The sequence below is a fragment of the Methylobacterium carpenticola genome (genome assembly GCF_042748905.1).
Taxonomy (GTDB): Bacteria; Pseudomonadota; Alphaproteobacteria; order Rhizobiales; family Beijerinckiaceae; genus Methylobacterium; species Methylobacterium carpenticola.
On the sequence record NZ_JBHZEO010000001.1, the window covers coordinates 3,582,663 to 3,608,824 of the forward strand.

A 26,162-nucleotide genomic window follows, 5' to 3' on the forward strand; every position below is an offset into this window, starting at 1 on the left:
AACCGTATCACGAGCCCGCGCGGCGCCTGAGCGAGGCCGGTTTCCGCATCGCGAAGCGATCATCCGGAAACCGTATGAGGCGGGGCCGGACCGGCCCCGCCCGCGCTCACGCCAGCATCTGCAGGTCCCCATCCACCGCGAGCGCCTGGCCCGAGATGGTCCGGCCCCGCGGCGAGGCGAGGAACAGGATCTGGTCGGCGATCTGGCGGGCGGTGACGTAGTCCTTGATCGAGGCCGCCGCGAAGGCCTCGGCCTCGGCCTCCGTGAAGCTCAGGCCCCGCCGCTGGGCGCGGGCTTCGAGCACCCGGCGCTGCCGGTCCCCGGCCACGATGCCGGGCAGCACCGCGTTCACCCGGATGCCGTCCGCTCCGAGTTCCCGCGACAGGGATTTGGTGAAGCCGATGACGCCCCACTTCGCCGCCGCGTAGGGCGAGCGCAGGGGAAAGCCGAACCGTCCCGCCGCCGAGGACAGGTTGACGATCGACGGATTGGCGCTGCGCCGCAGGAGCGGCACGGCGAGCCGCACGCAGTTGAACTGGCTGGTGAGGCAGACGGCGAGGCAGCGCTCCCAATCCTCCGGGTCGATGTCCTCGACGCGGCCGGTGGGTCCGGCGATGCCGGCATTGTTCACGAGCACGTCGAGGCCCCCGAGGGCGCGCTCGGCCTCCGCGAAGAGCTGCGCGACCGCGGCGCGGTCGGCGACGTCGGTGCGCGTCCCGGTGATCCCCGGCGGCAGGACGGCGAGCGCCGCGTCGTCCACGTCGCAGACATGCACCCGCGCGCCCTCCTCGTGGAAGGCGCGGGCGATCTCGAGCCCGATCCCCGCGGCCCCCGCCGTCACCAGGACCCGCAGGCCCCCGAGTTCCATCTCCATCACTCTCTCCCCTGGTCGTCCGGCAGCCGTCCGCTTCCGGCGATGAAGGCCGCCGCCTCCGCGATGTCGGCGACGAGGGCCGCCCGGGCCGCCGGCCCGTCGCGGTCGCGGATCGCCGCGATGAGGCGCGCGTGGTGGCGCTCCGCAGCCCCCTCCGCGAGGCGCTGGCCCGAGACCCGCATGTCGAGGTTCAGCACCGGGCCGATGCGCAGCCACAGCCCCTCGATGATCGCGAGCAGCGTCGGCAGGCCCGCCGCGGCGTAGACCGCGAAGTGCAGCTCCTTGTTGGCCCGCACCGCCCGCTCGAAATCCGGCGCCGCGGCCCGTGCCTCGGCCCGGAACACGGCGTCGTGCGCGGCCATCGCCGCGAGGTCGGCCTCGCCGCGCGCCCGGGCCGCCTCCTCGGCGGCGAAGCCCTCGATGGCGAGGCGCACCCGCGTCAGCTCGCGGAACTGGCCCGCATCCATCAGCGGCACGCGCACGGAGCGGTTCGGCAGCACGTCGAGGGCGCGGTCCGCCGCGAGGCGCGACACCGCCTCGCGCACCGGCATCATCGAGGTGCCGAGCTGATCGGCCATCCGGCGCAGGGACAGGCGCTCGCCCGGCGCGAGGTCCCCGGCGATCAGCAGACCGCGCAGCTCCGCGTAGACGCGGTCGCCCAGCGTCGCGCGCTCCATCCGGCCGATCCGGGCGATGGCTCCGTCCACGGCGCTCGCATCCCTCATCGGATCCTGCCCCATCCGTCCCGCGGCGCGAGGGCTCGACAGGCATCCGGTTTGATGCCACCCTAAGTGTGATCACAGATCACGGCAAGCCAACCGACCGTGACGGATTCCGAGGGCAGGGACGCACACCATGACGCAGGGGATGAACCCGACGCGCCGCAGCCTCGTGCAGGGCACGCTGGCGGCGGGCGCGGCGCTCGCCATGCCGGCCATCGTCCGCGCGCAGGAGGGGCCGATCCGCATCGGCCACCTGACGCCGCGCACCGGCTTCCTCGGCCCCCTCGGCGAGTACGCCGTGGCCGCGGCCCAGCTCGCCACCGAGGAGATCAACGCCGCGGGCGGCATCAACGGCCGCAAGGTCGAACTCCTCACCGAGGATTCGGTCAACCCGCAGACCGCGTCGAGCAAGGCCGAGCGCTACGTCGAGCGCGACAAGGTCGTGGCGATCGTGGGCGAGATCTCCTCGGCCTCGGCGCTCGCCATCGGGCAGGTGGCCCAGCGCGGGCGGGTGCCCTTCTTCAACACCGGCGCCAATTCCGACGCCCTGCGCGGCCAGGACTGCAAGCGCTACATGTTCCACATCGAGGGCGCGAACTCGATGTACGTGAAGGCGGTCGGCCGCTCGCTGGTCCAGGACGGGCTGGTCAAGGGCAAGCGGTGGTACTCCCTCACCGCCGACTACGCCTTCGGCCACGATCTCCTGCGCGTCGCCAAGGTGTTCATGCAGGGCAACGGCGGCAGCTTCGCCGCCGACGAATTGGTGCCCACCGACGCCACCGACTTCTCCGCCTACCTGATCAAGATCCGGCAGGCGAAGCCCGACCTCGTGATCTCGAACCTTGCCGGCAACCAGATCACCAACTTCCTCAAGCAATACGCCGAGTACGGCCTGCCCTTCCCCGTCGCCGGCTTCGGCTTCGACACGGCGCTGGCCTGGGGCGCGGGCGCGGGCAACTTCGCCGGCACCTGGCCCTGCCTGTGGCACCACAAGGTGGACACGCCCTCGGCCAAGGCCTTCGTGGCGGCCTTCACCAAGAAGGCCGGCAAGCCGCCCGAGAACCAGGCCTGGGGCGACTACAACGGCGTGAAGATCGTCGCCCAGGCGATCCGCGAGGCGAAGTCGACGGAAGGGCCGGCCCTGGTCTCGTACCTGGAGGGCGGCGCCAAGTTCGACGTGCTGAAGCCGCGCCCCGGCTATTTCCGCGCGCGCGACCACCAGCTCATCAGCGAGATGTACGCCATCACGGCGCTCCCGGCCGACAAGGTCAAGGACAAGTGGGACATCTTCTCGTCCTCGCCGGCCCTGCCGGGACCGCAGGAGGATCTGGAGGTGCTGGCGCCGACCGCCGAGGAAGCCGCCTGCACCATGCCGGGGTGAGCCAACAGGCCGACGGCTCGGACGTTTCCCCCTCTCCCGGGTGGGAGAGGGGATCCCGCGCTCCATTTCCCACCACCCGGAGCCTGCCGCCGTGATGCTCCTCACCCTCGCCGTCGAGCAGGTCGTGAACGGCCTCTTCCTCGGCGCGATCTACCTCCTCATCGCGCTCGGCCTGTCGCTGATCTTCAGCCTCGGGGGCATCGTGAACCTCGCGCACGGGGCGTTCTTCGCCATCGGCGCCTATCTCACCATCGTGCTCGCGCCGAGCCTCGGCTTCGGCGGGGCGCTCGTCGCCGCGCCGGTCCTCGTCGGGATCATCGGGCTGCTCGTCGAGCGGGTGCTGTTCCGCCGCTTCTACCGGTCGGACCCGATCCTCTCGCTCCTCCTCACCTTCGGCCTCGCCATGGTGGCCGAGCAGGCGCTGCGGATGATCTTCGGCGCGCCGCCGCTGCCCTTCGGCATCCCGCAAGCCCTGCGCGGGCAGATCTTCCTCGGCGACTTCCTGCTCTCGCGCTACCGCCTGACCATCCTGGCCGCCGTGGTGATCGCCGTCGCGGCCGTCTGGTACCTGCTCCAGCGCACCACCTTCGGGCGCGTGGTGCGGGCGGGCGTGCAGAACCCCGACATGGTCGCGGCGCTCGGCATCTCGCTCAAGCCCTACATGGCGACGGTGGTCTTCATCAGCGTCGGCCTCGCGGCGCTGGCGGGCGTCATGCTCGCCCCGATCACCGGCGTGCATCCGGCCATGGGCGCGGAGGTGCTCACCGGAGCCTTCGTGGTGGTGGTGATCGGCGGGCTCGGCTCGTTCTGGGGCGTCGTCGTGGCGGCGCTCATCGTCGGCGTCGTGCGGGGCCTGATGGTCCTGGTCTATCCGGGCTTGGCCGAGGCCGCGATCTACGCCCTCATGGCCCTCATCCTGCTCGTCCGGCCCCGGGGGCTGTTCGGCGAGCGCATCCTGCGCTTCGAGTAGGAAAGCCCCCGATGACCCGCACGGACCGGTTCACGCTCCCGGCCTTCGCCGTCGCCCTCATCGTCCTGCCCCTCGGACTCCAGGCGATCGGGCTCACCCTCACCTCGGCCACCGACGTCGTCGTCTTCGCGGTGGCCTGCCTCGGCCTCAACATCCTGGTCGGGCAGACCGGCCTCGTCTCCTTCGGCCACGGCGCCTTCTTCGGGCTCGGCGCCTACGCGGCGGCGATCAGCCAGCGGGCCTTCTTCCCCGGCGGCCTCATCGCCCCGGCGCTCTTCGCCCTCGCCTTCGTGGCCCTGACCGCCGTGCTCCTCGGCCTGCTGATCCTGCGGCGGCGCGGGGTCTACTTCTCGCTCCTGACGCTCGCCCTCTCGGCCCTCTCCTTCACGGTGGCCTATCGCTGGACGGCGCTCACCGGGGGCGAGAGCGGCTTCGGCGGCGTGGTGCGCCCGACCCTGTTCGGCTTCGACCTCGGCCAATCCGGCCTCTGGTACGGGGTGGTGGCGGCCTGCGGCTTCGCCGTGCTGGTCGGCCTCGCACGCCTGCGCCGCTCGCCGGTCGGCAGCGTGCTGGAGGCGATCCGCGAGAACGAGCAGCGGGCGCGCTTCCTCGGCTATCCCACCACCCGCTACAAGCTCCTCGCCTTCACGGTCTCGGCCGCCGTCACGGGCTTCGCGGGCGTGCTCTCGGTCCTCACCCACCGCTTCGCCTCGGCCGAGCCCCTCGGCATCGCCTTCTCGGGCGAACTCCTCGCCATGGTGGTGATCGGGGGCATGCGCAGCCTCGCCGGGCCGGCGATCGGGGCCCTGTTCTTCATCCTGTTCCGCGAGCTGCTCTCGATCTGGACCGGCGACTGGCTGTTCTGGTTCGGCCTCCTGTTCATCGGCTTCATCCTGTTCTCGCCGGACGGCCTCGTCGGCATCGGGCGGCGGGTGCTGCGCCTGATCCGCCCCGCGCCGACCGAGGACGCGGCCATGGCCGGGCGCAAGGCCGGCGCCCCGGAGAACCTGCCGGACTTCCTGCGCCCGGCGGGCGCGGTCGCCGGGGACATCCTCGCCGCCGACCACATCTCCAAGCGCTTCGGGGGCATCAAGGCGGTGGAGGACGTCTCGATCGCGGTGCGCGACCGGACGCTCCACGCCCTCATCGGCCCGAACGGCGCCGGCAAGACCACCGCCTTCAACCTGATCTCCGGGATGTTCCGCCCGGATACCGGCGACGTCACCCTGGAGGGGCGCTCGATCGCCGGCATGGCCCCGGAGCGGATCTGCGAGGCCGGCCTCGGCCGCTCCTTCCAGATCACCAACCTGTTCCCGGCGCTGACCGTCGAGGAGAACGTGCGCCTCGCGGTGCAGGGCCGGCATCCCGGCCGCTTCGACCCCTGGGGCGATGCCCGCCGTCGCGGGGAGGTGGTGGCCGAGACGGCCGAGATCCTGCGCTGGCTCGGGCTCGCCGGCCTGGAGCGCGCCGAGGCCGGCTCGCTCTCCTATGGCGGCCAGCGCCTCCTCGACATGGGGGTGGCGCTCGCCACCAAGCCGCGGGTGCTCCTCCTCGACGAGCCGCTCGCCGGCCTCGCCGCGGCCGAGCGCGGGCGCATCGGCGACATCATCAAGCGCGTCTCGACCGAGGTGCCGGTGCTGATGGTCGAGCACGACATCGACCGCGTCTTCCAGATCGCCGACGCGGTGACGGTGATGAACGAGGGCCGCGTCCTCGTCGACGGCACCGTGGAGGATGCCCGCTCCAGCAAGGCCGTGCAGGAGGTCTATATCGGCTCGGGCACGGCGGCGATGGCGGCCAAGCCCCGGCCGAGCGCGGCGGGAGCCCGCACGCTCCTGTCGCTGGAGGGCGTCGACACCTTCTACGGCAAGAGCCACATCCTCAACGGCGTCACCTTCGACGTGCACGAGAACGAGATCATCGCCCTGCTCGGCCGCAACGGCGCCGGCAAGTCGACCTGCCTCAAGACCATCACGGGCATCGCGCCCCACGCGGCGGGCCGGATCCGCCTCGCGGGCGAGAGCCTCGACGGGCGCTCGGCCGCGGCGATCGCGCGGGCGGGCATCGGCTACGTGCCGCAGGGGAGGGGGCTCTTCGCCGGCATGAGCGTGGCGGAGAACCTCGAACTCGGGCGGCTGCGGCGGCGCACGGGCAACGGCGTGCACTGGGACGAGGAGCGCATCCTCTCCTACTTCCCGCGCCTGCGCGAGCGCTGGCGCACCGCTGCCGACTACCTGTCGGGGGGCGAGCAGCAGATGGTGGCGGTGGCCCGCGCGCTCTCGGGCGACACGCGGGTGCTCCTCCTCGACGAGCCCTTCGAGGGGCTGGCCCCCGCCGTGGTCGAGAGCCTGTTCGAGACCTTCGACGCCCTGCGCCGCGAGGTCTCGATCGTGATCGTCGACCACAATCTCGACCTCGCGCTGGCGCTCTCCGACCGCACCGTCGCCCTGGAGCGCGGCCGGGTGATGCATGTCGGCCCCTCGCGGGCGCTGCGCGACGACCTCGATCTGCGCCGCAAGGTGCTGTGGCTGTGACCGGAGAGTTTCCCATGCCCACCGTCGCCCTTGTCGGAGCCGGCCTGATCGGCCGCTCCTGGGCCGTCGTCTTCGCCCGCGCGGGCTTCGCGGTCCGCCTCACCGACCGGGATCCGGCCGCGCTCGCCGCTGCCCCCGGCCACATCGCGGAGGCGCTGCGCCAGCTCGCCGCCCACGGCCTCGTGGAGGACGTCCCGGCCATCCTCGCCCGGGTGCAGGGCGTCCCCACCCTGGCGGAGGCGGTGGCGGGGGCTGCGCTCGTACAGGAGAGCGGGCCGGAAACCGTCGAGGCCAAGCAGGCCCTCTTCGCCGAACTCGACGCCCTCTGCCCGCCCGGGACGATCCTGGCCTCCTCGACCTCGGCGATCGTCGCCTCGCGCTTCACGGAGGATCTGCCGGGCCGCGCCCGCTGCCTCGTCGGGCACCCGGTCAATCCGCCCCACCTCGTGCCGGTGGTGGAACTGTGCGGCGCGCCCTGGACCGATCCGGCGGTGATCGCGCGCGCCGGCGCCCTCTACGCCGCGGCCGGGCAGGTGCCGGTGACCGTGCACAAGGAGGTGGAGGGCTTCGTCCTCAACCGCCTTCAGGGGGCCGTGCTGTCGGAGGCCTTCCGCCTCGTCGCCGAGGGCGTGGTCAGCCCGGCCGATCTCGACCGGACCGTGGCGGAGGGCCTGGGCCTGCGCTGGTCCTTCCTCGGCCCCTTCGCCACCATCGACCTCAACGCTCCGGGCGGCGTGTCCGACTACGCCGCCCGCTACGGCGGGTTCTACCGCCGTCTCGCCGCCGACCCGGCCCCGCCCGAGGTCTGGGACGCGGAGAGCCTTCGCCGGATCGCGGACGCCTGGAACGGCGGCCCGGACCCGGCAAGCCCCGACGAGCGCGCCCGCCGCCGCGATGCGCGCCTCGCCGCCCTGATGGCGCACAAGCGCGCCCAGACCTGAAAGGCACCCCATGGCAGCCCGCAAAGTCATCATCACCTGCGCCGTCACCGGCGCGATCCACACGCCCTCGATGTCGCCCCACCTGCCGGTGACGCCCGAGGAGATCGCCGAGGCGGCGATCGGCGCCGCCGAGGCCGGCGCGGCGATCGTCCACCTGCACGCCCGCGACCCGCAGACCGGCAAGCCCGACCAGCGCCCGGAGGCGTTCCAGCCCTTCCTGTCGGTGATCAAGCAGCGCTCGAACTGCGTCATCAACCTGACCACCGGCGGCGCCCCCACCATGGGCATCGACGAGCGCCTCGCCCCGGCCTCGGTCCTCAAGCCCGAGGTCGCGTCCCTCAACATGGGCTCGATGAATTTCGGCCTCTACCCGATGCTGGAGCGCTTCAAGACCTTCAAGCACGACTGGGAGGAGCCCTATCTGGCCGGCTCGCGCGACCGCATCTTCAAGAACACCTTCGCGGATATCGAGCACATCCTGACCACCTGCGCCGAGAACGGCACCCGCTTCGAGGTGGAGTGCTACGACATCGGCCATCTCTACACGCTCGCCCACTTCGCCGACCGGGGCGTGATCAAGCCGCCCTTCTTCGTGCAGAGCGTGTTCGGGATCCTCGGCGGCATCGGCCCGCATCCGGAGGACGTGGCGCACATGAAGCGCACCGCCGACCGGCTGTTCGGCACCGACTATCACTGGTCGGTGCTGGGCGCGGGCCGCAATCAGCTCCCGATCGCCGCCCAGGCCGCCGCGCTGGGCGGCAACGTTCGGGTCGGGCTGGAGGATTCCCTCTGGATCGGCCCCGGCAAGCTCGCGGAATCGAATGCCGACCAAGTGACGCGCGCGCGCCAGATCATCGAGGGGCTCGGCCTGGAGATCGCGACGCCGGACGACGCCCGCTCGATCCTCGGGCTGAAGGGCGGCGACCGCGTCGGCTTCTGACGGGACCACGGACCGCCGGGCCGCCGCGTCGTGGCGGCCCGGCGGGAGAGACTCTCCCCCTCCCTGCACTCGCGAATTACCGCTACCTGAGGTTGAAAAACCGGACTGATACTACAGAACAAGCCTGCTTTCTCAAGGTCATGTCCGGTTTTCAGTCTGGCCGCACACCAAACGTTCATGGTTGCGCGCGATAGAGTTCCACACGAGAGGACGGTCCACCGCCCGACGCGGCGGCCCGGGATCCGACCCCGTGTGCGGCTTCTCCTGAGGGCCGCGCCCCGACACCGGTTGCCAGGACGATTGCATGTGGTTCTTCGGCCGCGACACCGCCGCGCTGCTTGATGCGCTCGACCGCTCCCAGGCGATCATCGCCTTCTCGACGGACGGGACGATCCTGGCGGCGAACGACCTCTTCCTGCGCACGGTCGGCTACACGCTGGCGGAGATCAAGGGGCGGCATCACCGCCTCTTCGTCGATCCGGCCGAGCATGACGGCGCGGCCTACCGGGACTTCTGGGCGTCCCTCGCCCGCGGCGAGCACCGGACGGCGGAGTATCGCCGCCTCGGCAAGGGCGGCCGCGAGATCTGGCTCCAGGCGAGCTACAGCCCGGTTCTCGGGCGCGGCGGCCGGCCGGTGAAGATCGTCAAGTTCGCCGCCGACATCACCGAGCGCAAGCGCGTCGACGCCGATTACCGGAGCAAGATCGAGGCGGTCGAGCGTTCGCGGGCGGCGATCGAGTTCGATCTCACGGGCCATATCCTGACCGCCAATCCGCTCTTCCTCGGCGCGGTGGGCTACGGGCTCGACGAGATCCGGGGCCGGCACCACAGGCTGTTCGTCGATCCGGCCGAGCGCGAGACCCCCGCCTACCGGGAGTTCTGGACGCGCCTCGCCCGCGGCGAGCATCAGGCGGGCGAGTACCGGCGCCTCGGCAAGGGCGGCCGCGAGATCTGGCTCCAGGCGGTCTACAGCCCGGTCCTCGATGCCGCCGGCCGTCCGGCGAAGATCGTCAAATACGCCACCGACACCACGGCCGCCGTCCGGCAGCGCCGGGAGCGGGAACAGGCGCTCGCGGCGATCGAGGCCCGGCTCTCGCAGATCGACGCGACCATGGGGAACGTGGCCGCCCAGGTCTCCGACACCGCCGAGGCCGCCGACGCGACCGCCGCCACGGTGCAATCCGCCGCCGCGGGGACGCAGGATTTCGCCGCCTCGCTCGACGACCTGATCCGGCACGCGGCCGATGCCCGCGCGGCCGGGGAGGCGGCGGTGGCCCAGGCGGAGGAGGCGCGCACCATCGTGACGGGCCTGCAGCACGCCGCCGCGGGGATCGGCCAGGCGGTGACGGCGATCCGCGCCGTGGCCGAGCAGACCAACCTTCTGGCCCTCAACGCCACCATCGAGGCCGCGCGGGCGGGCGAGGCCGGGCGGGGCTTCTCGGTCGTCGCCACCGAGGTGAAGGCGCTGGCCGGCCAGTCCTCGCGCACAGTGGAGGAGATCGGCTCGCTGATCGCCGCCGTGCAGGGCTCGACCGGCTCCGCGGTGCGCGCCCTCGAGACCGTGACGGGGGCGATCCAGGAGATGAGCGAGATCTCCGTGAAGGTGTCCTCCGCCGTGACCACGCAGGCCGCGGGGACGCAGACGGTCTCGCACAACATGCAGACGGCCGCCGACGGCGTGGAGCGCGTCCGCCGGAGCGCGCGGGCGATCGATGCGGCGGCCCGGGAGGTCGGCGCCTCGGTGAGCGAGATGGCGCAGTTCGCCCGCAAGCTCGCCTGAGCACGCGGCGGGGCGGCCCCGGTCGATCCGGCCGCCGGCTTCCGGCGGATCAACCGACCTGCCTCGATCGGCCGGATCAATCATGGAGGTCACAACTCTCAATCGAGAGCGTCTCTAACTCTCTGATTGTGTTCATCCTCAGAAGGCGGTGCCGCGTGGCGCAACCGTCGCGGTCGACGCAGCCGGCGGCCAGCTCATGCCGAGGGGCGGGATCGTCTCCATACGCACCTTTCCTGATCTGCCGGATCCCGCATTGCAGGCCCGCGGTCAAGCAACCATCGAGCACCGATGACAGCCTGATCCCGGCTTCCTCAGCCGGCACACTTCGATCGTCTGTCCAACCCATCTTCACCATCACCCCGCACGGCCCATGGACAGCAACCGTGGCGGCGGGCACGATGCGCCCCGGCTCCGCGCAGGGGCCGATTTGCCGAACCGATCAAGACGGTCCGCCTCGTCCCGGCCATCGTGCGACGGGGTGAGACCGCGCCCGAGGGAGGAGAGATGAGGAGCGTTCCATTCGCCGCGGCGTGCCTCACGTCGACGGCGCTCGGCCTCTGCGCCGCCGCCGCGGAATCCGGGCACGACCATGGGCACGGGCCCGGCCGTCCGGAGGGCACCGTCGTCCGGACCCGCTACGACGGGACCAGCAACGACCTCCTGACCGCCGGCCTCGGCAAGTCGGGGCTGGCCGGCCCGGCTCCCAGCTTCGCCAATCCCCTGCAGCCGACCGCCGAGGAGCTGCGCCGGCTGGCGATCTATTCCAATTACCGCGCCCTGGTCGACATGACCCCGGGCGGGGGCTACGGCACCCTCTACGGCCCGAACGTCCGCGCGGACGGCACCGTCACCGGCGACGAGGGCAAGATCGCCGGCGAGGAGATCATCGCCTACGAGCGGGACGAGGGCGGCCGGGCGCGGGTCACCCTGATGGTGCAGGTGCCCGACAGCTACGATCCCGCCCGGGGCTGCATCGTGGCGGCCCCGTCCTCGGGCTCGCGCGGGGTCTACGGGGCGATCGCCACGGCCGGCGAATGGGGGCTCAAGCACGGCTGCGCCGTCGCCTACACGGACAAGGGCACCGGCACGGGCGCGCACGACCTGCAGCTCGACACGGTCAACCGCCTGCGCGGCGAGCGCGCCCCGGCCGGCGGCGCGCGGGCCGACGCGAACTTCATCGCGCGGCTCTCCGACAGCCAGCGCACCGCCTACGTCGCCGCCAACCCCTATCGCTTCGCGGTCAAGCACGCGCATTCGCAACTGAACCCGGAGCAGGATTGGGGCCGCAACGTCCTGCGCTCCATCGCCTTCGCGTTCGACGTGCTGAACGACAGGTTCGGCCGGCGGGGCGTGCGGATCACCAAGCGGAACACGATCGTCATCGCGTCGAGCGTGTCGAATGGCGGCGGGGCCTCCGTGCGCGCGGTCGAGGAGGACGAGGAGGGCCTGATCGACGGCCTCGCGGTGGGCGAGCCGAACGTCAACCCGCGCTACTCCTCCGCCTTCGCGATCGTGCAGGGCGGCGGGCCACCGCTCACCGCGCATAGCCGCCCGCTCATCGACACCATCACCCTCGTCAACGTCTTCCAGGGCTGCGCCGGCGGCGCGCCCGAGAACGCCGCCACCGGCTTCGGCGGGCAGGCGAGCGCCGCGCGCTGCGCCGAGCTGCACGCGAAGGGGCTGCTCGCCGGAGCCGACCTCGCCGCACAGCAGACGGAGGCGCAGGGCCTCATCAACGCCGCCGGCATCCTGCGCGAGCAGAACCTCGTCCAGCCGGGCTACTGGGCCTCCTACGTGCCCCAGTCGATCTCGGTCACCTATGCCAACGCCTACGGGCGCTTCGGCGTCACCGACAATCTCTGCGCCTACAGCTTCGCGGCGGGCCCGACGCCGTCCCCGCTCGCCCCCGCCGCCGCGGCCCAGCTCTTCGGGACCAGCAACGGCATCCCGCCGACCGGGGGTCTCGCCCTCATCAACAACGCGGCGCCGGGCGGGCCGAAGGAGGACCGGATCTCGACGCCGGGCCAGAATCTCGACGGCGCGCTCTGCCTGCGGGGGCTGGCGACGGGCCGGGATCCGGCGGCCGGTACGGCACTGACCGGCCCGGCGCGGGGGCAGGCCGAGCGGGTGGCCGCCGGCGTGCGCGAGATCCTCGCGAGCGGGCGGCTGCGGCGCGTGCCGGCGATCTTCGTCACCGGGCGCAACGACGGCATCCTGCCGCCGAACCACACCTCGCGCGCCTATGTGGGCCTGAACGCGGTGACCGAGGGCGGGGACTCGCTGCGCTACTACGAGATCAAGAACGCGCATCACCTCGACGCCTTCAACGCCTTCCCGGGCTACGCGGCGGCCTACATCCCGCTCCACCGCTACTTCATCCAGGCGATGGACCTGATGGAGGCGCATCTGCGCCAGAAGCGGCCCCTGCCGCCGAGCCAGGTGGTGGAGACGGTTCCGCGCGGCGCGGGCCTGACGCCGATCACCACGGCGAACGTGCCGCCGATCGCGGACGCGCCCCCGCCCGCCGCGCGGATCACCTTCGCGAACGGCCAGCTGCGCATCCCCGATTGAGGCTCGCGCATCATTCCGCCGGCCGAAGCCGTCACCGGTTCGCGGCGACCATGATGCGAAACCAAGGACCTCGGCAGACTTGCGCGATGCAGCTCCGCTGAGGTCTCATGCGATGTCCGATTGATGGCTCGGCGATGGCTGATACGGTTTCCGGATGATCGCTTCGCGATGCGGAAACCGGCCTCGCTCAGGCGCCGCGCGGGCTCGTGATACGGTTTCCGGAAGATCACTTTCGGAAAGCGGATCACGCCGCCCGGTCCAGCGCCGCCCCGGCCAGGACGGCGCCGATCGCGTCGGCCAGCGCGGTGTCGTCGCCGGCCATGCCCTCCATGGCGGCGAGCCGCGCCACGGCGGTGGCGGCGATCGCCTCCTCCACCGTGTCCTCCGCGTAGGCGTAGTAGATCACCGCGTGCTGACCGTCCCGGTGGCAGCGGCCCTCGATCTGCTGGAGCTGGATCGCGCTGTGGCGCATGTCGTGCACCACGAGGGAGCGGGGCGCCTCGCCGCCCGGCAGCTCGCCCCGGTGCAGCGAGATCGCTTCGGTCACCGTGAACACGACGACGTCGGCCTCACCGCGCTGGAAGGCGAGGCGGGCCTCCTCGCTCGCCTCGGCCGGGCGCGTCCCGTCGATCGCCTCGACGCGCCAGCCCTGGCCCCGCAGCGTCGCGGCGAGCAAGGCGCCGGTCTCCAGGAAGGCCACCGAGACCGCCACCTGCTCGCCCGCCGCCAGGAGGTCGCCCGCAAAGGCCGCGGTGCCGGCGACCCGCAGCAGGCTCGCCTTCTGGCGGAAGCGCAGATCCGCTGCCCAGCCGCTCGGGCGCCGGGTCGAGCCCCCCGCGAGCCCGAATTCCCGGCGGAACTCGCGCCAGGTCGCGTCGTAGAGGCGGCGCTCCGCCGGGGCGAGGGCAGTGGGAGCGAGTTCGCGCTGCACCTCCGGCCAGCCGGCGACATCCGCCGGGCGCCGCCGCAGGCCGATGGCGCGCGAGCCCCGGTAGAGCAGGTCGGCCATCACCGCGCGGTCGCGCTCGTTCGGGGTCCAGGACCAGTTCACCCAGCGCCCCTTGGCCCGCCCGATCCCGAGGCCGCGCATCAGCAGGCGGAAATCGGCCAGGGTCTCGGTCGGCCGCCCGGCCGCGTGGCCGAGCAGGCGCCCCAGATAGGAGAGTTCGTGCGGCGACTGGCCGGCCGTGGCGCTCATGTAGATCGCGAACAGGGCCCGGTCGGCGAGCTGGCGGCAGGCCATGCTCTGCTGCGCGTAGGGGTTGCGCAGCCGGTGGGCCTCGTCGAAGACCACGAGGGGCCAGGTCCGCTTCGGCCGCCCCTCCCGGGCGAGTTCGTTGTTGCGCGCGCGGGTCGAGCGCCGGGTGCTGCCCTCCGGCGCCGCGAACAGGGACTTGGTGCGCTCGTAGTTGATCAGCGTCACGGCCTTCGGCGGCAGGCAGGCCCCCGCGATGGTCCGGCGCCATTGCGGCAGGGCGCCCTTGGGGCAGACGATCAGCACCTCCGCCTCCGGCATCGCGGCGAGCGCGGCCCAGACCGAGAGCGTCTTGCCGAGCCCGGTGAGGTCGCCGAGCAGGAAGCCCGGCCGGCCCTCCGCGCGGGCGGCCAGGATCGCGTCGCGGGCCGCGCGCTGATGGGGACGCAGGACGAAGGTCGGGCCGGTCGGATCGGGCATGGCACCGTGAGGGGAGGGGATCGGGCGGGACGGCGATGGGCCGGACTATAGCGGGCGCAGGGCCGAGGAGTCGCTCGCCGTCCCATCCGCCCTCCGCGCGACGATGCGTCCGTGTTGCACCGCAACACGGACCTCGCTAACCTTGCCACCAATCGCCTGGACCCGGTGCAAGCCCGGGTGGCTCTTCCGGCCGCCGATCCGCCGGACCACGCCCATGAGATCCGCTCCCATCCGCCGCTCGCGCGGAGGCGCGTCTCCTGTCGACGTCTCTCCCATGCACAATCCGTCCAAACTCGCCCGCGCGTGGTTCGCGAACCCGCGCGGTGACATCCTGTCCGGCATCGTCGTCGCGCTCGCGCTCATCCCGGAGGCCATCGGCTTCTCGGTGATCGCGGGCGTCGACCCGAAGCTCGGGCTCTACGCCTCCGTGGTCATCGCCTGCGTCATCGCCTTCACGGGCGGGCGCCCGGCCATGATCTCGGCCGCCACCGCGGCGACCGCCGTGGTCATGGTCGATCTCGTGCGCGAGCACGGGGTCCAGTACCTCTTCGCCGCCACCATCCTGATGGGCGTGCTGCAGATCATCGCCGGTGTCCTAAAGCTCGGGCGCCTCATGCGCTTCGTCTCGCAATCGGTGATGACCGGCTTCGTCAACGCCCTGGCGATCCTGATCTTCCTCGCCCAGCTCCCCGAGCTGACCGGGGTGACCCCCGCCACCTACGGCCTGATCGCGCTCGGGCTCGCCATCATCTACGGCGTCCCGCGCCTCACCCGGGCGGTGCCCTCGCCCCTCGTCGCCATCGCGGTGCTGACGGCGATCACGGCGGTCTTCCACCTCGACGTGCGCACGGTGGCGCATCTCGGCGAATTGCCCACGGCGCTGCCGCGCTTCGCGCTTCCCGACGTGCCGCTCTCCTTCGAGACGCTGCGCCTCCTCCTGCCCTACGCCGTCACGCTGGCGGCGGTCGGCCTGCTGGAGAGCCTGCTCACCGCGCAGATCGTCGACGACATGACCGAGACGCCGAGCAGCAAGAACCGCGAATGCGTCGGTCAGGGTCTCGCCAACATGGCCTCCGCCGTCTTCGGCGGGATGGGCGGCTGCGCGATGATCGGCCAGTCGGTCATCAACGTCTCGTCGGGCGCGCGCGGCCGGCTCTCGACCCTGGTGGCGGGCGCCTTCCTGCTGCTCCTCCTCGTGGCGCTGCAGGATCTCCTCGCCCTGGTGCCGGTGGCGGCGCTCACCGCCGTGATGATCATGGTCTCGCTCAACACCTTCTCGTGGCGCTCCGTCGCCCGGCTGCGCACCAACCCGCTGCCCTCCTCGGCCGTGATGCTCGCCACCGTGGCGGTGGTGGTGGCGACCAGGGATCTCGCCCTCGGCGTGCTCGCGGGCGTGCTCCTGTCGGGGGTGTTCTTCGCCGGCAAGGTCTCGCGCCTGAGCCGGGTCGATTCGGACCTGTCGGCGGATGGGCGCACGCGGACCTACCGGGTCAGCGGTCAGGTCTTCTTCGCCTCGGCCGGGACCTTCGCGGAGGCCATCGACGGGCTCGAACCCGTGGAGCGGATCGTCATCGACGTCCATGCCGCGCATTTCTGGGACATCTCGGCCATCGGCGCTCTCGACCGGGTCGTGGTCAAGGCGCGGCGCCAGGGCAGGAGGGTGGAGATCGTCGGGCTCAACGCGGCGAGCGCCACGATGGTCGAGCGCTTCGCCACCCACGACAAGGCCGACGACGCGGCCTCGCTCTCCGCGCCTTGAGGCGGCGGCCGAGCCGCGCACGACAATGCAACCCGCCGGGCGACGATGCAAAATCGTGCTTGTCCGCCCGGCGGCGAGCCGCTAAGCTTGACTCCGGACAGAAAAAAGGCCGCCCTTGCGGAGCGGCCCGAAGTCTAGGGAGGAAACGCCCATAGAGGGCAGCACGACCGCGACGCCGCCGCGGGGTGCGAGATGCTTCTCCCATGATGCAGCGCACAAAACCACCCTTATTGGCATCCATGCAGGTATGCGTGGCGCGCATGCTTTGCCCTGGGCCGCGCCGGCCCGCAGCGGTCACACCGTCCCGGAACGGATGATCGACCGGTCGCGGGGAGCGTCAGCCGTGCTCGTGCGGCCACGGTCATGCGCCCATCCGGTCTTGCGCGGTCTTTCCTGTGAATAAGTCGGTGCCTGCGGGCCTCAGGCAGGATACGAGTCCGGCATGGCCCGGGTCCGCCTCAACCTGAAGAGCCGCGAGGACTTCGCGGCACTCTCGCTGCACGAGAAGAACGCCTACCTTCAGGAGGTGGCGCAGCGCGTCATGAAGGTACGGGGCGAGGAGCACGTGCCGCTGTCGAAGGACGCGCTGTCGCGTCTGCGGCGCTTCTACATGCGGCGCTCCTTCGCCGACCTCAAGCGGGAGGAGATCGAGGACGAGGGCATGCGCCACTCCCTCGACCGCATGGCCGAGGCGATCCGCGCCGACGAGGTCCAGAAGGTCATCGAGCACGAGCTGCCCGAGAACCGCAAGGCGGCCGCGAGCAGCGGGCCGCGCCCGATCACCCGCCCGCCCCCGGACGCCGATGCCCAGCTGATGTTCTGGGTGCCGGCGGTGTTCGACGCCCCCATCAAGGACGACATGAACCTGATGGACGTCGCGCCCTTCGCCCTGTCGAAGACGGCGGGCGAGGGCATCATCCGCTACGAGCTCAAGGACGCCATCATCACGATCGAGGGCGGCGCCGAGGTCGGGCTCGCCACCGCCTACGACTACGACATCGTCATCAACATGATCTCGCACCTCGCCGAGGCGGTGCGCGTCTACCGCATCGAGGAGGCGAAGGGGCGGCGCCCCAACCTGCCGGGGCGGATCTACCGCCCGGCCGCGGCGGAGATCCTGAAGTTCTGCCGCCGCGACCTCGGCGGCAAGCAGTATCTCGACCTCGAACGCGCCCTCGACCGGCTCCAGGCCACGCGCGTGAAGATCACCAACCTGCACGGGGGCAAGCGCCGCGAGACGCAGTCCTTCCCGCTCATCGGCCGCTACAAGGTGGTGAGCCGCACCGCCCAGGACCGCATCGACCAGATCGAGATCGAGATCCCGAACTGGGTCTACGAGGGCATCGTCAAGCCGGACGGCAAGCCGACGATCCTCACCCTCAACGCCGATTACTTCCTGATCAACCGGCCGATCGCGAAGTTCATCTACCGCCTCGCGCGCAAGGCGGCGGGGGAGACCGAGGCCCGCTACTCCCTGCCCGAACTGCACAAGCGCTCCGGCTCGAAGCTGCCGCCGCACAAGTTCCGTCAGGCGGTGGAGGACATCGTGCAGGACGCACAGCTCAGCCCGCTGCCCGATTACGACCTGATCCTGGAGAAGAGCGAACGCTCGACGGTGCTGCGCATGCGGCGCCGGCCCGTGCGGCGCGATGCGGCGGGCGAGGCCCCGGCGGCGGGCGAGGCGCCCCCGGTCTGAAGGCCGGCGGCCCGGGAGCCTGCCAAAAACCCCGTACATCGATCCGCGGATCTTTGACAAAAATCCCGTACATGGGACTCCGGAAGCTGGGGATGCCGGATTTCGGTCAGGGCGCCGTACATCGGTCCGCCCCCGTCTGACAAAACCGCTCCCCGCCGCGATCCCCCAGCGCGCGAAGCGCCGCGAGCCTGCCAAAAACGCCGTACTTCGGTCCGCGGATCTTTGACAAAAATCCCGTACATGGGACTCCGGAAGCTGGGGATGCCGGATTTTGGTCAGGACGCCGTACATCGGTCCGCCCCCGTCTGACAAAACCGCTCCCCGCCGCGAGCCGGCCGCGCGCCCCGTCTGACCGAAAGGCCGTACTTCGGTCCGCGCCGCGATGACAAAACCGGGCAGCCGGCTCCCGCCCCGGCGCAGCGGAAGGCGCCTGTGGATAAGCGGCCGATCTGTGGATAAGTCCCGGGATTCCGTCAGGGATCGCCGTACTTCGATCCCGGCACTCCCGTACTTCGATCCGTCAAAGCCGTATTTCGATCCGTCAAAGCCGTACTTCGATCCGCGAATCGCGGCTTAAGCCTTTGACGTCACGAGCGGATCCGGACCTAAAACTTAGATTCTAAAACTAGGAAAACAGATTCAAAACGCCTTCGGCAGTGATCTCGAGTCGATTTGGGAAGAACACCGACAAAACCCGAATCGCGGGGCTGCTCAGGATTCGGCAGGCGAATCAACAACGAGTCACAACGATCAACAAGACTGGTCGATTCTGAGCGATCCAGGTTACGGATTCCTCTCCGGAGGGCCGCTTTGCGGTGTGCGACTCGCCACAGGCCGGGAGCCGTCCTTGACTCGACCGGGTCTGCGGCCGTTCCAGAACAGGTCAGCCACGGCCCGAGACCTTCGTCCATGCTCCGCCTCGTCCGCCTCCTCGGAGCGCTCTTCCTGCTCCTCGGCCCGGCCGCCCCGATCCGGGCCGGCGAGGCGCCCGTGCGCCTGGAAGTGCCGCCCGCACCCGCCAAGGACGTCGCGGCCCTGCCGCGCATCGCCGCGCCGCGGGACGATGCGGAGATCGCGATCAACACCGCCGTGGCCCGTCTCGACGCCAAGGTCCGCAAGGCGGCCGCGGAGTGCCGGAAGGAGGGCGGCCGCAACGCCTCCTGGGAGCGCAGCGTCTCGGTGCCGATGCGCGGCCCGCGCTTCCTCAGCTACGCGATCACCGACAACGCGTTCTGCGGCGGCGCGCATCCGAACGTGAGCACGATGGCGATCGTCTACGACCTCGTGAGCGGCGCGCCGGTGGACTGGACCGGCCTGCTCCCGTCCGCCCTGACCGGGCAGGTCGCCCTCGCCACGGGCATGGACGGGACCCGGATGGTCACCCTGGCCTCGAAGCGCCTCCACGCGCTCTATCTCGCGCAGTACCGGCCCAAATCCGCGGCCAAGCCGGCTGCCGGGACCGCGGCCGCGGATGCGGACGATGACGGCTGCCGGGAGATCGTGGCGGAGAGTTCCGGAGGGCCGCCCGCCATGATGGCGTGGCCCGATGCCCGCGAGGGCGGGCTCGCCCTGTCGTTCGACCTGCCGCACGCGGTCCAGGCCTGCGCCGACACGGTCGTGATCCCGGCCGCGATCCTGCGCCGGGAGGGAGCGAAGCCCCTCCTGCTCGATGCCATCGCGGCGGCGAAGCCCTGAGCGTCTCGGCGGAGCGGCACGCGGCCGTTCCGCCGGGCGGATGACGCCGCCGCGACGGGCCGAATTCAGGCCGCCGTGCGGCTGCGCCCGAGGCCGATGCTCTTGGCGAGCTGCGAGCGCTGCGCCGCATAGTTCGCCGCCACCATCGGGTAGTCGAGGGGGAGCCCCCACTTGCGGCGGTACTCCTCGGGGGTGAGCCCGCGGGTGTTGAGGTGGCGCTTGAGCGACTTGTAGCGGCGGCCGTCCTCGAGGCTGATCAGGTAGTCCGGGGTCACGGACTTCTTGATCGGCACCGGCGGGACCAGCGGCTCGGGCCGCTGCGCGGCGGGCCGGCCCAGCGCGGTCAGCGACCCATGCACGGCGCTGATCAGATCCGCCAGGGCGGAGACCGGCACGGAGTTGTTGGCGACGTAGGCCGCGACGAGATCGCTCGTGATCTCGATGAGGTGGGCCTGACGGCCTTGGTTTTCTTCTGACACTTTGGTCTGTCCTGGTTATCAGGACCCGGCCGAATGCCGGGCTCGCTCGCGGTAGTGGTGGAATGGTAACATCGTCAAGGCGGCGCCACACACACTTGCGTGAATCGGAGCGAAAACACCGCTTCACTCGGTGCAACCGTAGGGCCGGCGCGGTCGATCGCAGGGCGTAGGCGGGGGGCCGCTGCACGAATACGGGGCGGCGCCCATCCCTGCGCCGGGCCGCCCCGGCCAACCGGGGCCGGGGAACAAATCCGCCCCTGCGCCGTCGATGACAGGCCGATGCGGAGAACGCGCGATGGAGATCAGGAGAACCGGTGCGCAGCCCTCCGGTGCGGGGCCGGCGGAGTACTTCACCGGCTCGGTCCGGATCGATCCGCTGTTCAGCCCGCCCGCGCCGGCCCGGGTCGCGGGCGCCCTCGTCACCTTCGAGCCCGGCGCGCGCACGGCTTGGCACACGCATCCGCTCGGCCAGACCCTCGTCGTCACCGCGGGCTGCGGCTGGGCCCAGCGCGAGGGCGGGCCGGTCGAGGAGATCCGGCCCGGGGACGTGGTCTGGTTCCCGCCGGGGGAGAAGCACTGGCACGGCGCCACGGCGACCACCGGCATGAGCCACATCGCCATTCAGGAGAAGCTTGACGGCAAGGCCGCGGACTGGCTGGAGCAGGTCACCGACGCGCAGTATCGCCCGTAGCGCGTCGCCGCCGAGGAGCCACCGCCATGCCGCACGTCATCGTCAAGCTCTATGCCGGGAAGTCCGAGGAGCAGAAGGCCCGGATCGCCGAGGAGGTCACCCGGGCCGTGATGGCGAGCGCGCTGTGCCGGGAGCAGGCGGTCTCCGTCTCGATCGAGGACGTGAAGCCCGAGGACTGGGTCGAGGCGGTCTTCAAGCCCGACATTCTCGGTCAGCCGGACACGCTCTACAAGAAGCCGGGCTACGACCCGCTCTGACCGTCGGGTCGGGCCGGCGCGGCCTCCCCCATCGCCCCCGCCCAGAGCGCGTCGGCGGCGGGGTTGGGGCTCCCGGCCGCGCGGAAGAGGCGGATCTCGACCGGCACGCAGACATCCTCCGCGCCCGCCCGGACGAGGCGCCCGCGCGCCAGGTCCTCCTCGGCGAGCGTCAGGGGCAGCCACGCGAGGCCCTGGCCCTCGCGGGCCATGCTCATGAGCGTCGCGGCGAGGTGCGAGGTGAAGACGGTGATGAGAACGGCGCCGCGGGTCAGCCCCGCCTCCCGTGCCGCCAGGATGCGGCCGAGCCCGGAGGCCGGGCTGTAGGCGAGGCGGCGCGTCGGCCGCCCGGGCTGGCCGGGAAGCGGCCACAGGGGCGCGCCGGCGGCATCGGGGGCGCAGACCGGAATCAAGAGATCCTCGCCCACCGGCCGGCTCGGGAAGCGCTCGCCGTCGAGCCGCGGCGGCGCCTCGGGATGCGTGTGGCAGAGGAGGAACTGCACCTCGCCGGCCAGGATGATCGCCTCGCAGGCCTCCAGGCTGTCCGAGATCAGGTTGAGCGGGCCGGCGAGCGCCGGCTGCCGCCGGATCCAGGTGGGAAAGAAGGTGAAGGAGAGGGCGTGGGTTGCCGCGACCGCGAGCGCGGCGGTCTCCCGCTCGCCCACGGCGCGGGTCTCGCGCCTCGCCCGGTCGAGGCCCTGCACCAGGGCGGCGGCGAGGGGCTGGAGATGGGCCCCGGCTGGCGTCGGCACCGCGCCCTGCGCGCCCCGCACGAAGAGCGGCGTGCCGACCCAATCCTCCAGGGCGCGGATGCGCCGGCTGAAGGCGGGCTGGGTGACGTGGCGGGCCTCGGCGGCGCGCGAGAAGGTGCGCTGCTCGGCGAGCGCCAGGAAATCCTTGAGCCAGTCCAGGTCCATCCCGTCCCACTCCCGGCCGCCCGCGATGCCGATCGCGCATGGGGCGCTCCGAACTCGGCATTGGCCCCCGGGCCGCCGGCCGCGTAACCCCCGGGGCCTGCCGGCGGGCGCTGCCCGCCTCACGGAGGAGCGCCCATGCGCATCGTCGATGTCCGCGAGGTCACGAAGCCGATCTCGTCCCCGATCCGCAACGCCTATATCGACTTCACCAAGATGACCACGAGCCTCGTCGCCGTGGTGACCGACGTGGTGCGCGACGGGCGGCGGGTCGTCGGCTACGGCTTCAACTCGAACGGCCGCTACGGCCAGGGCGGCCTGATCCGCGAGCGCTTCCGCGACCGGATCCTGGAGGCGCCCCCGGAGAGCCTCGTGGACGCGGCGAACGACACCCTCGATCCGCACCGGATCTGGGCCGCGCTGATGACGAACGAGAAGCCCGGCGGCCACGGCGAGCGCTCGGTGGCGGTGGGCACCCTCGACATGGCGATCTGGGACGCCACCGCCAAGATCGCCGGCAAGCCCCTGTTCCGGCTGCTGGCCGAGCGCGGCGGACGGACGGCGGACCCGAAGGTCTTCGTCTACGCGGCGGGCGGCTACTACTATCCCGGCAAGGACGATTCCGCCCTGCGCGCCGAGATGCGCAGCTATCTCGACCGCGGCTACACCGTGGTGAAGATGAAGATCGGCGGCGCCCCGCTCGCCGAGGACCAGCGCCGGATCGAGGCGGTGCTCGCCGAGATCGGGTCGCAGGCGCGGCTCGCCGTGGACGCGAACGGGCGATTCGGCCTCGAGACCGCCATCGCCTACGCCACGATGCTGCGCCAGTACCCGCTGTTCTGGTACGAGGAGGCGGGCGACCCGCTCGACTACGCCCTTCAGGCGGCCCTGGCGGAGTTCTATCCGGGGCCGATGGCGACGGGCGAGAACCTGTTCTCGCACCAGGACGCGCGCAACCTGCTGCGCTACGGCGGCCTGCGGCCCGACCGCGACTGGCTTCAGTTCGACTGCGCCCTGTCCTACGGGCTGGTGGAATACCTGCGGATCCTGGAGGTGCTGGCCCAGTGCGGGTGGTCGCCCGCCCGCTGCATCCCGCATGGCGGGCACCAGATGTCGCTCAACATCGCGGCGGGGCTGGGGCTCGGCGGCAACGAGAGCTATCCGGACCTGTTCCAGCCCTATGGCGGCTTCCCGGACGGCGTGCGCGTCGCGGACGGCCACATCACCATGCCGGAGCTGCCGGGCATCGGCTTCGAGGGCAAGTCGGACCTGATCCGGGTGATGCGAGACCTCGCGGAGTGATGGCGCCGCCTCACGGCCCCGTCTTCATCGCCCGCAGATAGGCGCGGCGGCAATGCAGCGTCGCGAGGGTGTCCTCGATCTCGCGCAGCATCTGCCGCGCCGCGGTCGCGTCCTCGCCGCGCCGGGCCAGCATCGCGACCAGCAGCACCTGCTCGGCCCGGCGCGTCTCGCCCTCGCCGATGAGCTGGTCGACGACGTCGAGCGTGGTGTCCTCGGGAAGCTCGGCCAAGTCCCGCCTCCATGTCCCGCCTCGATCCGCCTAACCGGATACGCGCGGTCCTCAAGCCAAGCCAAGCCCGTCCGGCCCAAGCCCGTCCGACCCAAGCCCATCCAAGTGAGGCCCGCCGCTCAGCCCTCGGCGTCCGGGATCTCCAGGTCGAGGAGCAGCGCGCTCAGGCCCTTGCCGTGGGCGTCGAGGGCGAGCGAGCGCGTCACCCCGCCGCCGAGTGCCCCGCGCATCACGAAGTTGAGGGTCCCGAGCTGCGGCAGGGCGTAGCGGACGACCCCGCCGGTCACGATCCCGGCGAAGTGGTCGCGCACCCGCTCGGCCGTCACCTGCGCCTCGAGGCGGGAATATTCGGCGGGGTCGAAGGCGATCAGCGACACGTTCGCGGTGTCGCCCTTGTCGCCGGTCCGCGAATGGGCAATGGCGCGCAGCCGCACCTCGGCGGGTTCCGCCCCGCCCGGCCGCTCCCCGTGCAGGGCATCGACCCCGATCGGGTCGAGGCGCACCTCGCTCGCCGCCACGCCCGTGAGGGCGAGGCGCTCTCGCACGATCTCGCGGGCGAGCCGGCCGCGCCCCAGCGCGCCGGGACCCGCGTAGGAGATCTGGCCCTCGCCGACATAGGAACCGCGGTAGCCCACCGAGACCTTGAGCGAGCCCGTCGCCGGGGCGCTGCGGGCCCCGGTCGCCCGCACCCGGTCGGGGCCGAGCGACGTCATGCTCACGCCCGAGAAATCCGCGACCACGTCGGGCTGCAGGTAGCGGGCGGGATCGTGCACCTCGTCGAGGAGCTGCTCCTTGCAGGTGGCGAGCGTCACCGCCCCGCCGGAGCCCGGCACCTTGGTGATCTCGACCGAGCCATCCGCCGCCACGATCCCGATCGGGAAGCCGAGCCGCGAGATCCGCCGAGGCGACCTACATGATGACGGCGGTGGGCATGGTGCGGGCGGGGCTCGGCCTCACCATCCTGCCGGGTTCGGCGCGGGAGATCCGGGCCGAGCCGGCCCTGCGCTCGCGCCCCATCGCCGCGCCGCGCTTCCGCCGCCCGGTCAGCCTGATCAAGAAGGCCAACCGCACCCTCCCGGCCGCCTCCGAGCTGTTCCTGACCGCGCTGGCGCAGGCCTTCGCGGCCCTCGAACCGGCCCCGTGACGCGACCGTCGGACGCGGGCCGGCCCTGCGCGCGGCACATGAACGACGGATTGATGACGCTGCTCCGCCATCCCCACATGCCCGACCTGCGGCAGTTGCGGCCTGCGCGCGAACCGCTAAGGTTCGGGCAAGCCGCTACGCGGTGCCGAGCAAAGGGCATCATGGCCTCGATCAAGGTGAAAGTGTGCGGGAACGGGACCTACACGGTCTGTTGCAACGGTGACGTCGTCAGCACGGGTCTGACGCGCGAGCAGGCGGATCAGCTCGCGTCGGTCCTCCGTTCGATTCAGAGCGCGGCCTGACCGCGGACGAGCGACGGCCCGTCCCGGCGCGATGCCGGTGGCATCGCGCAGATCCCTGGCGCCGGGCCCTGTCAGGAGCCCGCGCCCGAAGCAGACCTGCGGTGGCAGGCCCCTGCTTCGTCCGCTTGGATTCCTGATACGTCGCAGGTTCTTGTCGCGAAACCGGCGACCACTTCTGCGAAACCTGCTCGGGACGTGGCATCCGGGCGAAAGCGCCGGGGCCTCACGGCCGCCGATAGGCCGTCCCGTCCTCCGCCCGGGCAGGATGCTCCACGTAGCGGCCGTCGTGGGGCACCGCCACGATGGCGAAGTCGCGGGCGAGCGCATCGAGGCCCTCCCGCAGGGCCGGCCCCTTCAGCGGGCGCCCGTGGCCGGTGACGGCGATCTCCGGCCGCAACTGCGCCAGCGCCTCCACGGAGGCATGCGCCGCCTCCCAGTCGATCGTCAGGTAGCGCGGCGGGCCGTGCAGTTCGGTCTCCTGCACGGCGACCGCGTAGACGGATTCCTGCGCCGTGGTGACGAAGGCGTCCCCCGCCACCAGCAGCCGGTCGCTCGGGCGCCAGAAGGAGACGTGACCCGGGGAATGGCCGGGCGTGTGCAGCCAGCGCCAGCCCGGCAGGGGCGGCACGCTGCCATCCTGCGGCAGAAGCTGCAGGCGCTCGCCGACATCGACCGGCTTCGTCGGGAAGAGCGGCGAGATCAGCGAGAACAGCCCGCCGCCCACCCGCGGGTCCGGCCGCGGATAGGAGGCGGAGCCGTCGAGATAGGGCGCTTCGAGGGGATGCGCCCAGACCGGCGCGTCCCAGGCCATCGCCAGATCCTCCAGCACCCCGACATGATCGAAATGGCCGTGCGTCAGCAGGATGGCGGAGGGCCGCGCATCCGGCCCGAAGCGGCTGGCCGCGGCCTTCTGGATGGCGCCCCGCGAGCCCGGGATCCCCGCATCGACCAGCACCCAGCCGCGATCCCCCGCGCCGGGCGGCCCGATGAAGATCACGTTGACGAGGGTGTGGCGCTGATAGGCGACGTCCGGGGCGAGCGCGTGGGTGCCGTCCGGTCCGGCCGGCCCGTCGGCCCGGGCGTGGGAAGGGATCGGGATCTGCTGGGTCATGCCGGAACCTCGCGGGGCGTGTCCGGACCAATGCTGCCCCCGAGTATGTGTTCCGGCCGCGCTCACGCCGGGGTCGGTCGAACGCGTCCCGATACCGGGCTTGAGGCGCACCCGCGACGGGCCGGGGCATCGAGCGAGCGCGGGATGCCGCGCCGGGAAAGCGCAGCCGACCTATCGTTGCCCCGGACATCAAGCATG

General features: G+C 71.8%; 23 protein-coding genes, 1 pseudogene and 1 other annotated feature. Of the genes and pseudogenes, 15 read left to right on the forward strand and 9 right to left on the reverse strand.

The genetic code is table 11. The features are described 5' to 3' along the window. Window positions 1-106 precede the first annotated feature (106 nt). Together ACE101_RS16865 and ACE101_RS16870 are read right to left on the reverse strand one after the other, a co-directional pair. On the reverse strand, window positions 107-874 hold the full coding sequence (locus ACE101_RS16865; protein ID WP_379131640.1) for an SDR family oxidoreductase: 768 nt from the start codon (window positions 872-874) through the stop codon (window positions 107-109). Beyond that, entirely contained in the window at window positions 874-1,599 is a 726-nt protein-coding gene (locus ACE101_RS16870) for a GntR family transcriptional regulator (protein WP_379131642.1), read from the reverse strand. The genes ACE101_RS16865 and ACE101_RS16870 overlap by 1 nt, the downstream gene beginning before the upstream one ends. A 130-nt stretch (window positions 1,600-1,729) precedes the next feature. Between ACE101_RS16870 and ACE101_RS16875 the strand changes: the two genes are divergently transcribed. From ACE101_RS16875 to ACE101_RS16905, 7 genes are all read left to right on the forward strand, one after another. After that, window positions 1,730-2,977 carry an ABC transporter substrate-binding protein gene (locus ACE101_RS16875; RefSeq protein WP_379131644.1) on the forward strand — a complete coding sequence of 416 codons (1,248 nt, stop codon included), beginning with the start codon at window positions 1,730-1,732 and terminating at the stop codon, window positions 2,975-2,977. Window positions 2,978-3,071: 94 nt separating this feature from the next. Next, a complete protein-coding gene (locus ACE101_RS16880) occupies window positions 3,072-3,947 on the forward strand; it encodes a branched-chain amino acid ABC transporter permease (RefSeq protein WP_379138740.1) in 876 nt (291 codons plus the stop codon). Window positions 3,948-3,958: 11 nt separating this feature from the next. After that, window positions 3,959-6,481: a branched-chain amino acid ABC transporter ATP-binding protein/permease gene (locus ACE101_RS16885; protein WP_379131646.1), complete on the forward strand. Its 2,523-nt coding sequence runs from the start codon at window positions 3,959-3,961 to the stop codon at window positions 6,479-6,481. A 14-nt stretch (window positions 6,482-6,495) separates the two neighbouring features. Continuing rightward, the gene (locus tag ACE101_RS16890) at window positions 6,496-7,422 is read left to right on the forward strand and encodes a 3-hydroxyacyl-CoA dehydrogenase (protein ID WP_379131649.1); all 927 of its coding nucleotides are present in this window, start codon (window positions 6,496-6,498) and stop codon (window positions 7,420-7,422) included. A gap of 10 nt (window positions 7,423-7,432) precedes the next feature. Then, complete coding sequence (kce, locus tag ACE101_RS16895; RefSeq protein WP_379131652.1) at window positions 7,433-8,362, forward strand: 3,5-dioxohexanoate:acetyl-CoA acetone transferase; 930 nt, start codon at window positions 7,433-7,435, stop codon at window positions 8,360-8,362. A 304-nt stretch (window positions 8,363-8,666) separates the two neighbouring features. Continuing rightward, on the forward strand, window positions 8,667-10,142 hold the full coding sequence (locus ACE101_RS16900; RefSeq protein ID WP_379131654.1) for a methyl-accepting chemotaxis protein: 1,476 nt from the start codon (window positions 8,667-8,669) through the stop codon (window positions 10,140-10,142). A gap of 504 nt (window positions 10,143-10,646) precedes the next feature. Then, window positions 10,647-12,713 carry a 3-hydroxybutyrate oligomer hydrolase family protein gene (locus tag ACE101_RS16905; protein ID WP_379131657.1) on the forward strand — a complete coding sequence of 689 codons (2,067 nt, stop codon included), beginning with the start codon at window positions 10,647-10,649 and terminating at the stop codon, window positions 12,711-12,713. 244 nt (window positions 12,714-12,957) lie between these two features. Here the strand turns inward: ACE101_RS16905 and ACE101_RS16910 are convergent, their stop codons facing one another. Further along, complete coding sequence (locus ACE101_RS16910; protein WP_379131659.1) at window positions 12,958-14,388, reverse strand: SNF2-related protein; 1,431 nt, start codon at window positions 14,386-14,388, stop codon at window positions 12,958-12,960. A 155-nt stretch (window positions 14,389-14,543) separates the two neighbouring features. Then, window positions 14,544-14,599, forward strand: a sequence feature (sul1 is cis-regulatory element that is thought to sense ions involved in sulfur or methionine metabolism; They are found in Alphaproteobacteria). Window positions 14,600-14,662: 63 nt separating this feature from the next. On the opposite strand from ACE101_RS16910, the gene ACE101_RS16915 reads away from it, so the two are divergent. From ACE101_RS16915 to ACE101_RS16925, 3 genes are all read left to right on the forward strand, one after another. After that, on the forward strand, window positions 14,663-16,147 hold the full coding sequence (locus ACE101_RS16915; RefSeq protein ID WP_379131662.1) for a SulP family inorganic anion transporter: 1,485 nt from the start codon (window positions 14,663-14,665) through the stop codon (window positions 16,145-16,147). Window positions 16,148-16,589: 442 nt separating this feature from the next. Continuing rightward, complete coding sequence (locus ACE101_RS16920) at window positions 16,590-17,843, forward strand: replication initiator protein A (protein ID WP_379131665.1); 1,254 nt, start codon at window positions 16,590-16,592, stop codon at window positions 17,841-17,843. Between the two features lie 909 nt (window positions 17,844-18,752). Next, the gene (locus ACE101_RS16925; protein ID WP_379131668.1) at window positions 18,753-19,538 is read left to right on the forward strand and encodes a hypothetical protein; all 786 of its coding nucleotides are present in this window, start codon (window positions 18,753-18,755) and stop codon (window positions 19,536-19,538) included. A gap of 65 nt (window positions 19,539-19,603) precedes the next feature. On the opposite strand, the gene ACE101_RS16930 is transcribed toward ACE101_RS16925, so the two are convergent. Continuing rightward, window positions 19,604-20,017 carry a Ros/MucR family transcriptional regulator gene (locus ACE101_RS16930; protein ID WP_379131670.1) on the reverse strand — a complete coding sequence of 138 codons (414 nt, stop codon included), beginning with the start codon at window positions 20,015-20,017 and terminating at the stop codon, window positions 19,604-19,606. Between the two features lie 295 nt (window positions 20,018-20,312). On the opposite strand from ACE101_RS16930, the gene ACE101_RS16935 reads away from it, so the two are divergent. Both ACE101_RS16935 and ACE101_RS16940 read left to right on the forward strand, forming a co-directional pair. After that, on the forward strand, window positions 20,313-20,708 hold the full coding sequence (locus ACE101_RS16935; protein ID WP_379131673.1) for a (R)-mandelonitrile lyase: 396 nt from the start codon (window positions 20,313-20,315) through the stop codon (window positions 20,706-20,708). Between the two features lie 26 nt (window positions 20,709-20,734). Continuing rightward, entirely contained in the window at window positions 20,735-20,965 is a 231-nt protein-coding gene (locus ACE101_RS16940; protein ID WP_379131675.1) for a tautomerase family protein, read from the forward strand. Here the strand turns inward: ACE101_RS16940 and ACE101_RS16945 are convergent. Then, window positions 20,950-21,879 carry a LysR family transcriptional regulator gene (locus tag ACE101_RS16945; RefSeq protein WP_379131678.1) on the reverse strand — a complete coding sequence of 310 codons (930 nt, stop codon included), beginning with the start codon at window positions 21,877-21,879 and terminating at the stop codon, window positions 20,950-20,952. The genes ACE101_RS16940 and ACE101_RS16945 overlap by 16 nt on opposite strands. Before the next feature lie 135 nt (window positions 21,880-22,014). On the opposite strand from ACE101_RS16945, the gene ACE101_RS16950 reads away from it, so the two are divergent. Beyond that, window positions 22,015-23,178, forward strand: coding sequence for a mandelate racemase/muconate lactonizing enzyme family protein (locus tag ACE101_RS16950; protein ID WP_379131681.1), 1,164 nt, complete (start codon window positions 22,015-22,017; stop codon window positions 23,176-23,178). 10 nt (window positions 23,179-23,188) lie between these two features. Here the strand turns inward: ACE101_RS16950 and ACE101_RS16955 are convergent, their stop codons facing one another. From ACE101_RS16955 to ACE101_RS16965, 3 genes and pseudogenes are all read right to left on the reverse strand, one after another. Then, window positions 23,189-23,407, reverse strand: a complete 219-nt coding sequence (locus ACE101_RS16955) for a hypothetical protein (RefSeq protein ID WP_379131683.1) — start codon at window positions 23,405-23,407, stop codon at window positions 23,189-23,191. Window positions 23,408-23,526: 119 nt separating this feature from the next. Beyond that, window positions 23,527-23,841 (reverse strand): AtuA-related protein, encoded by a 315-nt coding sequence (locus tag ACE101_RS16960; RefSeq protein WP_441005385.1) that lies wholly within the window; start codon window positions 23,839-23,841, stop codon window positions 23,527-23,529. Window positions 23,842-23,859: 18 nt separating this feature from the next. Then, window positions 23,860-24,273 (reverse strand): annotated as a pseudogene (locus ACE101_RS16965) (acyclic terpene utilization AtuA family protein); the annotation flags it as partial. Window positions 24,274-24,320: 47 nt separating this feature from the next. Between ACE101_RS16965 and ACE101_RS16970 the strand changes: the two are divergent. Together ACE101_RS16970 and ACE101_RS16975 are read left to right on the forward strand one after the other, a co-directional pair. Beyond that, complete coding sequence (locus ACE101_RS16970) at window positions 24,321-24,551, forward strand: LysR substrate-binding domain-containing protein (RefSeq protein WP_379131685.1); 231 nt, start codon at window positions 24,321-24,323, stop codon at window positions 24,549-24,551. Between the two features lie 53 nt (window positions 24,552-24,604). Next, window positions 24,605-24,853 carry a hypothetical protein gene (locus tag ACE101_RS16975; protein ID WP_379131687.1) on the forward strand — a complete coding sequence of 83 codons (249 nt, stop codon included), beginning with the start codon at window positions 24,605-24,607 and terminating at the stop codon, window positions 24,851-24,853. 223 nt (window positions 24,854-25,076) lie between these two features. Here the strand turns inward: ACE101_RS16975 and ACE101_RS16980 are convergent, their stop codons facing one another. Continuing rightward, window positions 25,077-25,964, reverse strand: coding sequence for an MBL fold metallo-hydrolase (locus tag ACE101_RS16980; RefSeq protein ID WP_379131690.1), 888 nt, complete (start codon window positions 25,962-25,964; stop codon window positions 25,077-25,079). Window positions 25,965-26,162 lie beyond the last annotated feature (198 nt).

Bases quoted from the DNA above. Each gene is read 5' to 3' on its own strand.
- ACE101_RS16865 (WP_379131640.1), bottom strand. From the start codon at position 874: ATGGAGATGGAACTCGGGGGCCTGCGGGTCCTGGTGACGGCGGGGGCC.
- ACE101_RS16870 (WP_379131642.1), bottom strand. From the start codon at position 1,599: ATGAGGGATGCGAGCGCCGTGGACGGAGCCATCGCCCGGATCGGCCGG.
- ACE101_RS16875 (WP_379131644.1), top strand. From the start codon at position 1,730: ATGACGCAGGGGATGAACCCGACGCGCCGCAGCCTCGTGCAGGGCACG.
- ACE101_RS16880 (WP_379138740.1), top strand. From the start codon at position 3,072: ATGCTCCTCACCCTCGCCGTCGAGCAGGTCGTGAACGGCCTCTTCCTC.
- ACE101_RS16885 (WP_379131646.1), top strand. From the start codon at position 3,959: ATGACCCGCACGGACCGGTTCACGCTCCCGGCCTTCGCCGTCGCCCTC.
- ACE101_RS16890 (WP_379131649.1), top strand. From the start codon at position 6,496: ATGCCCACCGTCGCCCTTGTCGGAGCCGGCCTGATCGGCCGCTCCTGG.
- kce (WP_379131652.1), top strand. From the start codon at position 7,433: ATGGCAGCCCGCAAAGTCATCATCACCTGCGCCGTCACCGGCGCGATC.
- ACE101_RS16900 (WP_379131654.1), top strand. From the start codon at position 8,667: ATGTGGTTCTTCGGCCGCGACACCGCCGCGCTGCTTGATGCGCTCGAC.
- ACE101_RS16905 (WP_379131657.1), top strand. From the start codon at position 10,647: ATGAGGAGCGTTCCATTCGCCGCGGCGTGCCTCACGTCGACGGCGCTC.
- ACE101_RS16910 (WP_379131659.1), bottom strand. From the start codon at position 14,388: ATGCCCGATCCGACCGGCCCGACCTTCGTCCTGCGTCCCCATCAGCGC.
- ACE101_RS16915 (WP_379131662.1), top strand. From the start codon at position 14,663: ATGCACAATCCGTCCAAACTCGCCCGCGCGTGGTTCGCGAACCCGCGC.
- ACE101_RS16920 (WP_379131665.1), top strand. From the start codon at position 16,590: ATGGCCCGGGTCCGCCTCAACCTGAAGAGCCGCGAGGACTTCGCGGCA.
- ACE101_RS16925 (WP_379131668.1), top strand. From the start codon at position 18,753: ATGCTCCGCCTCGTCCGCCTCCTCGGAGCGCTCTTCCTGCTCCTCGGC.
- ACE101_RS16935 (WP_379131673.1), top strand. From the start codon at position 20,313: ATGGAGATCAGGAGAACCGGTGCGCAGCCCTCCGGTGCGGGGCCGGCG.
- ACE101_RS16940 (WP_379131675.1), top strand. From the start codon at position 20,735: ATGCCGCACGTCATCGTCAAGCTCTATGCCGGGAAGTCCGAGGAGCAG.
- ACE101_RS16945 (WP_379131678.1), bottom strand. From the start codon at position 21,879: ATGGACCTGGACTGGCTCAAGGATTTCCTGGCGCTCGCCGAGCAGCGC.
- ACE101_RS16950 (WP_379131681.1), top strand. From the start codon at position 22,015: ATGCGCATCGTCGATGTCCGCGAGGTCACGAAGCCGATCTCGTCCCCG.
- ACE101_RS16970 (WP_379131685.1), top strand. From the start codon at position 24,321: ATGATGACGGCGGTGGGCATGGTGCGGGCGGGGCTCGGCCTCACCATC.
- ACE101_RS16975 (WP_379131687.1), top strand. From the start codon at position 24,605: ATGACGCTGCTCCGCCATCCCCACATGCCCGACCTGCGGCAGTTGCGG.
- ACE101_RS16980 (WP_379131690.1), bottom strand. From the start codon at position 25,964: ATGACCCAGCAGATCCCGATCCCTTCCCACGCCCGGGCCGACGGGCCG.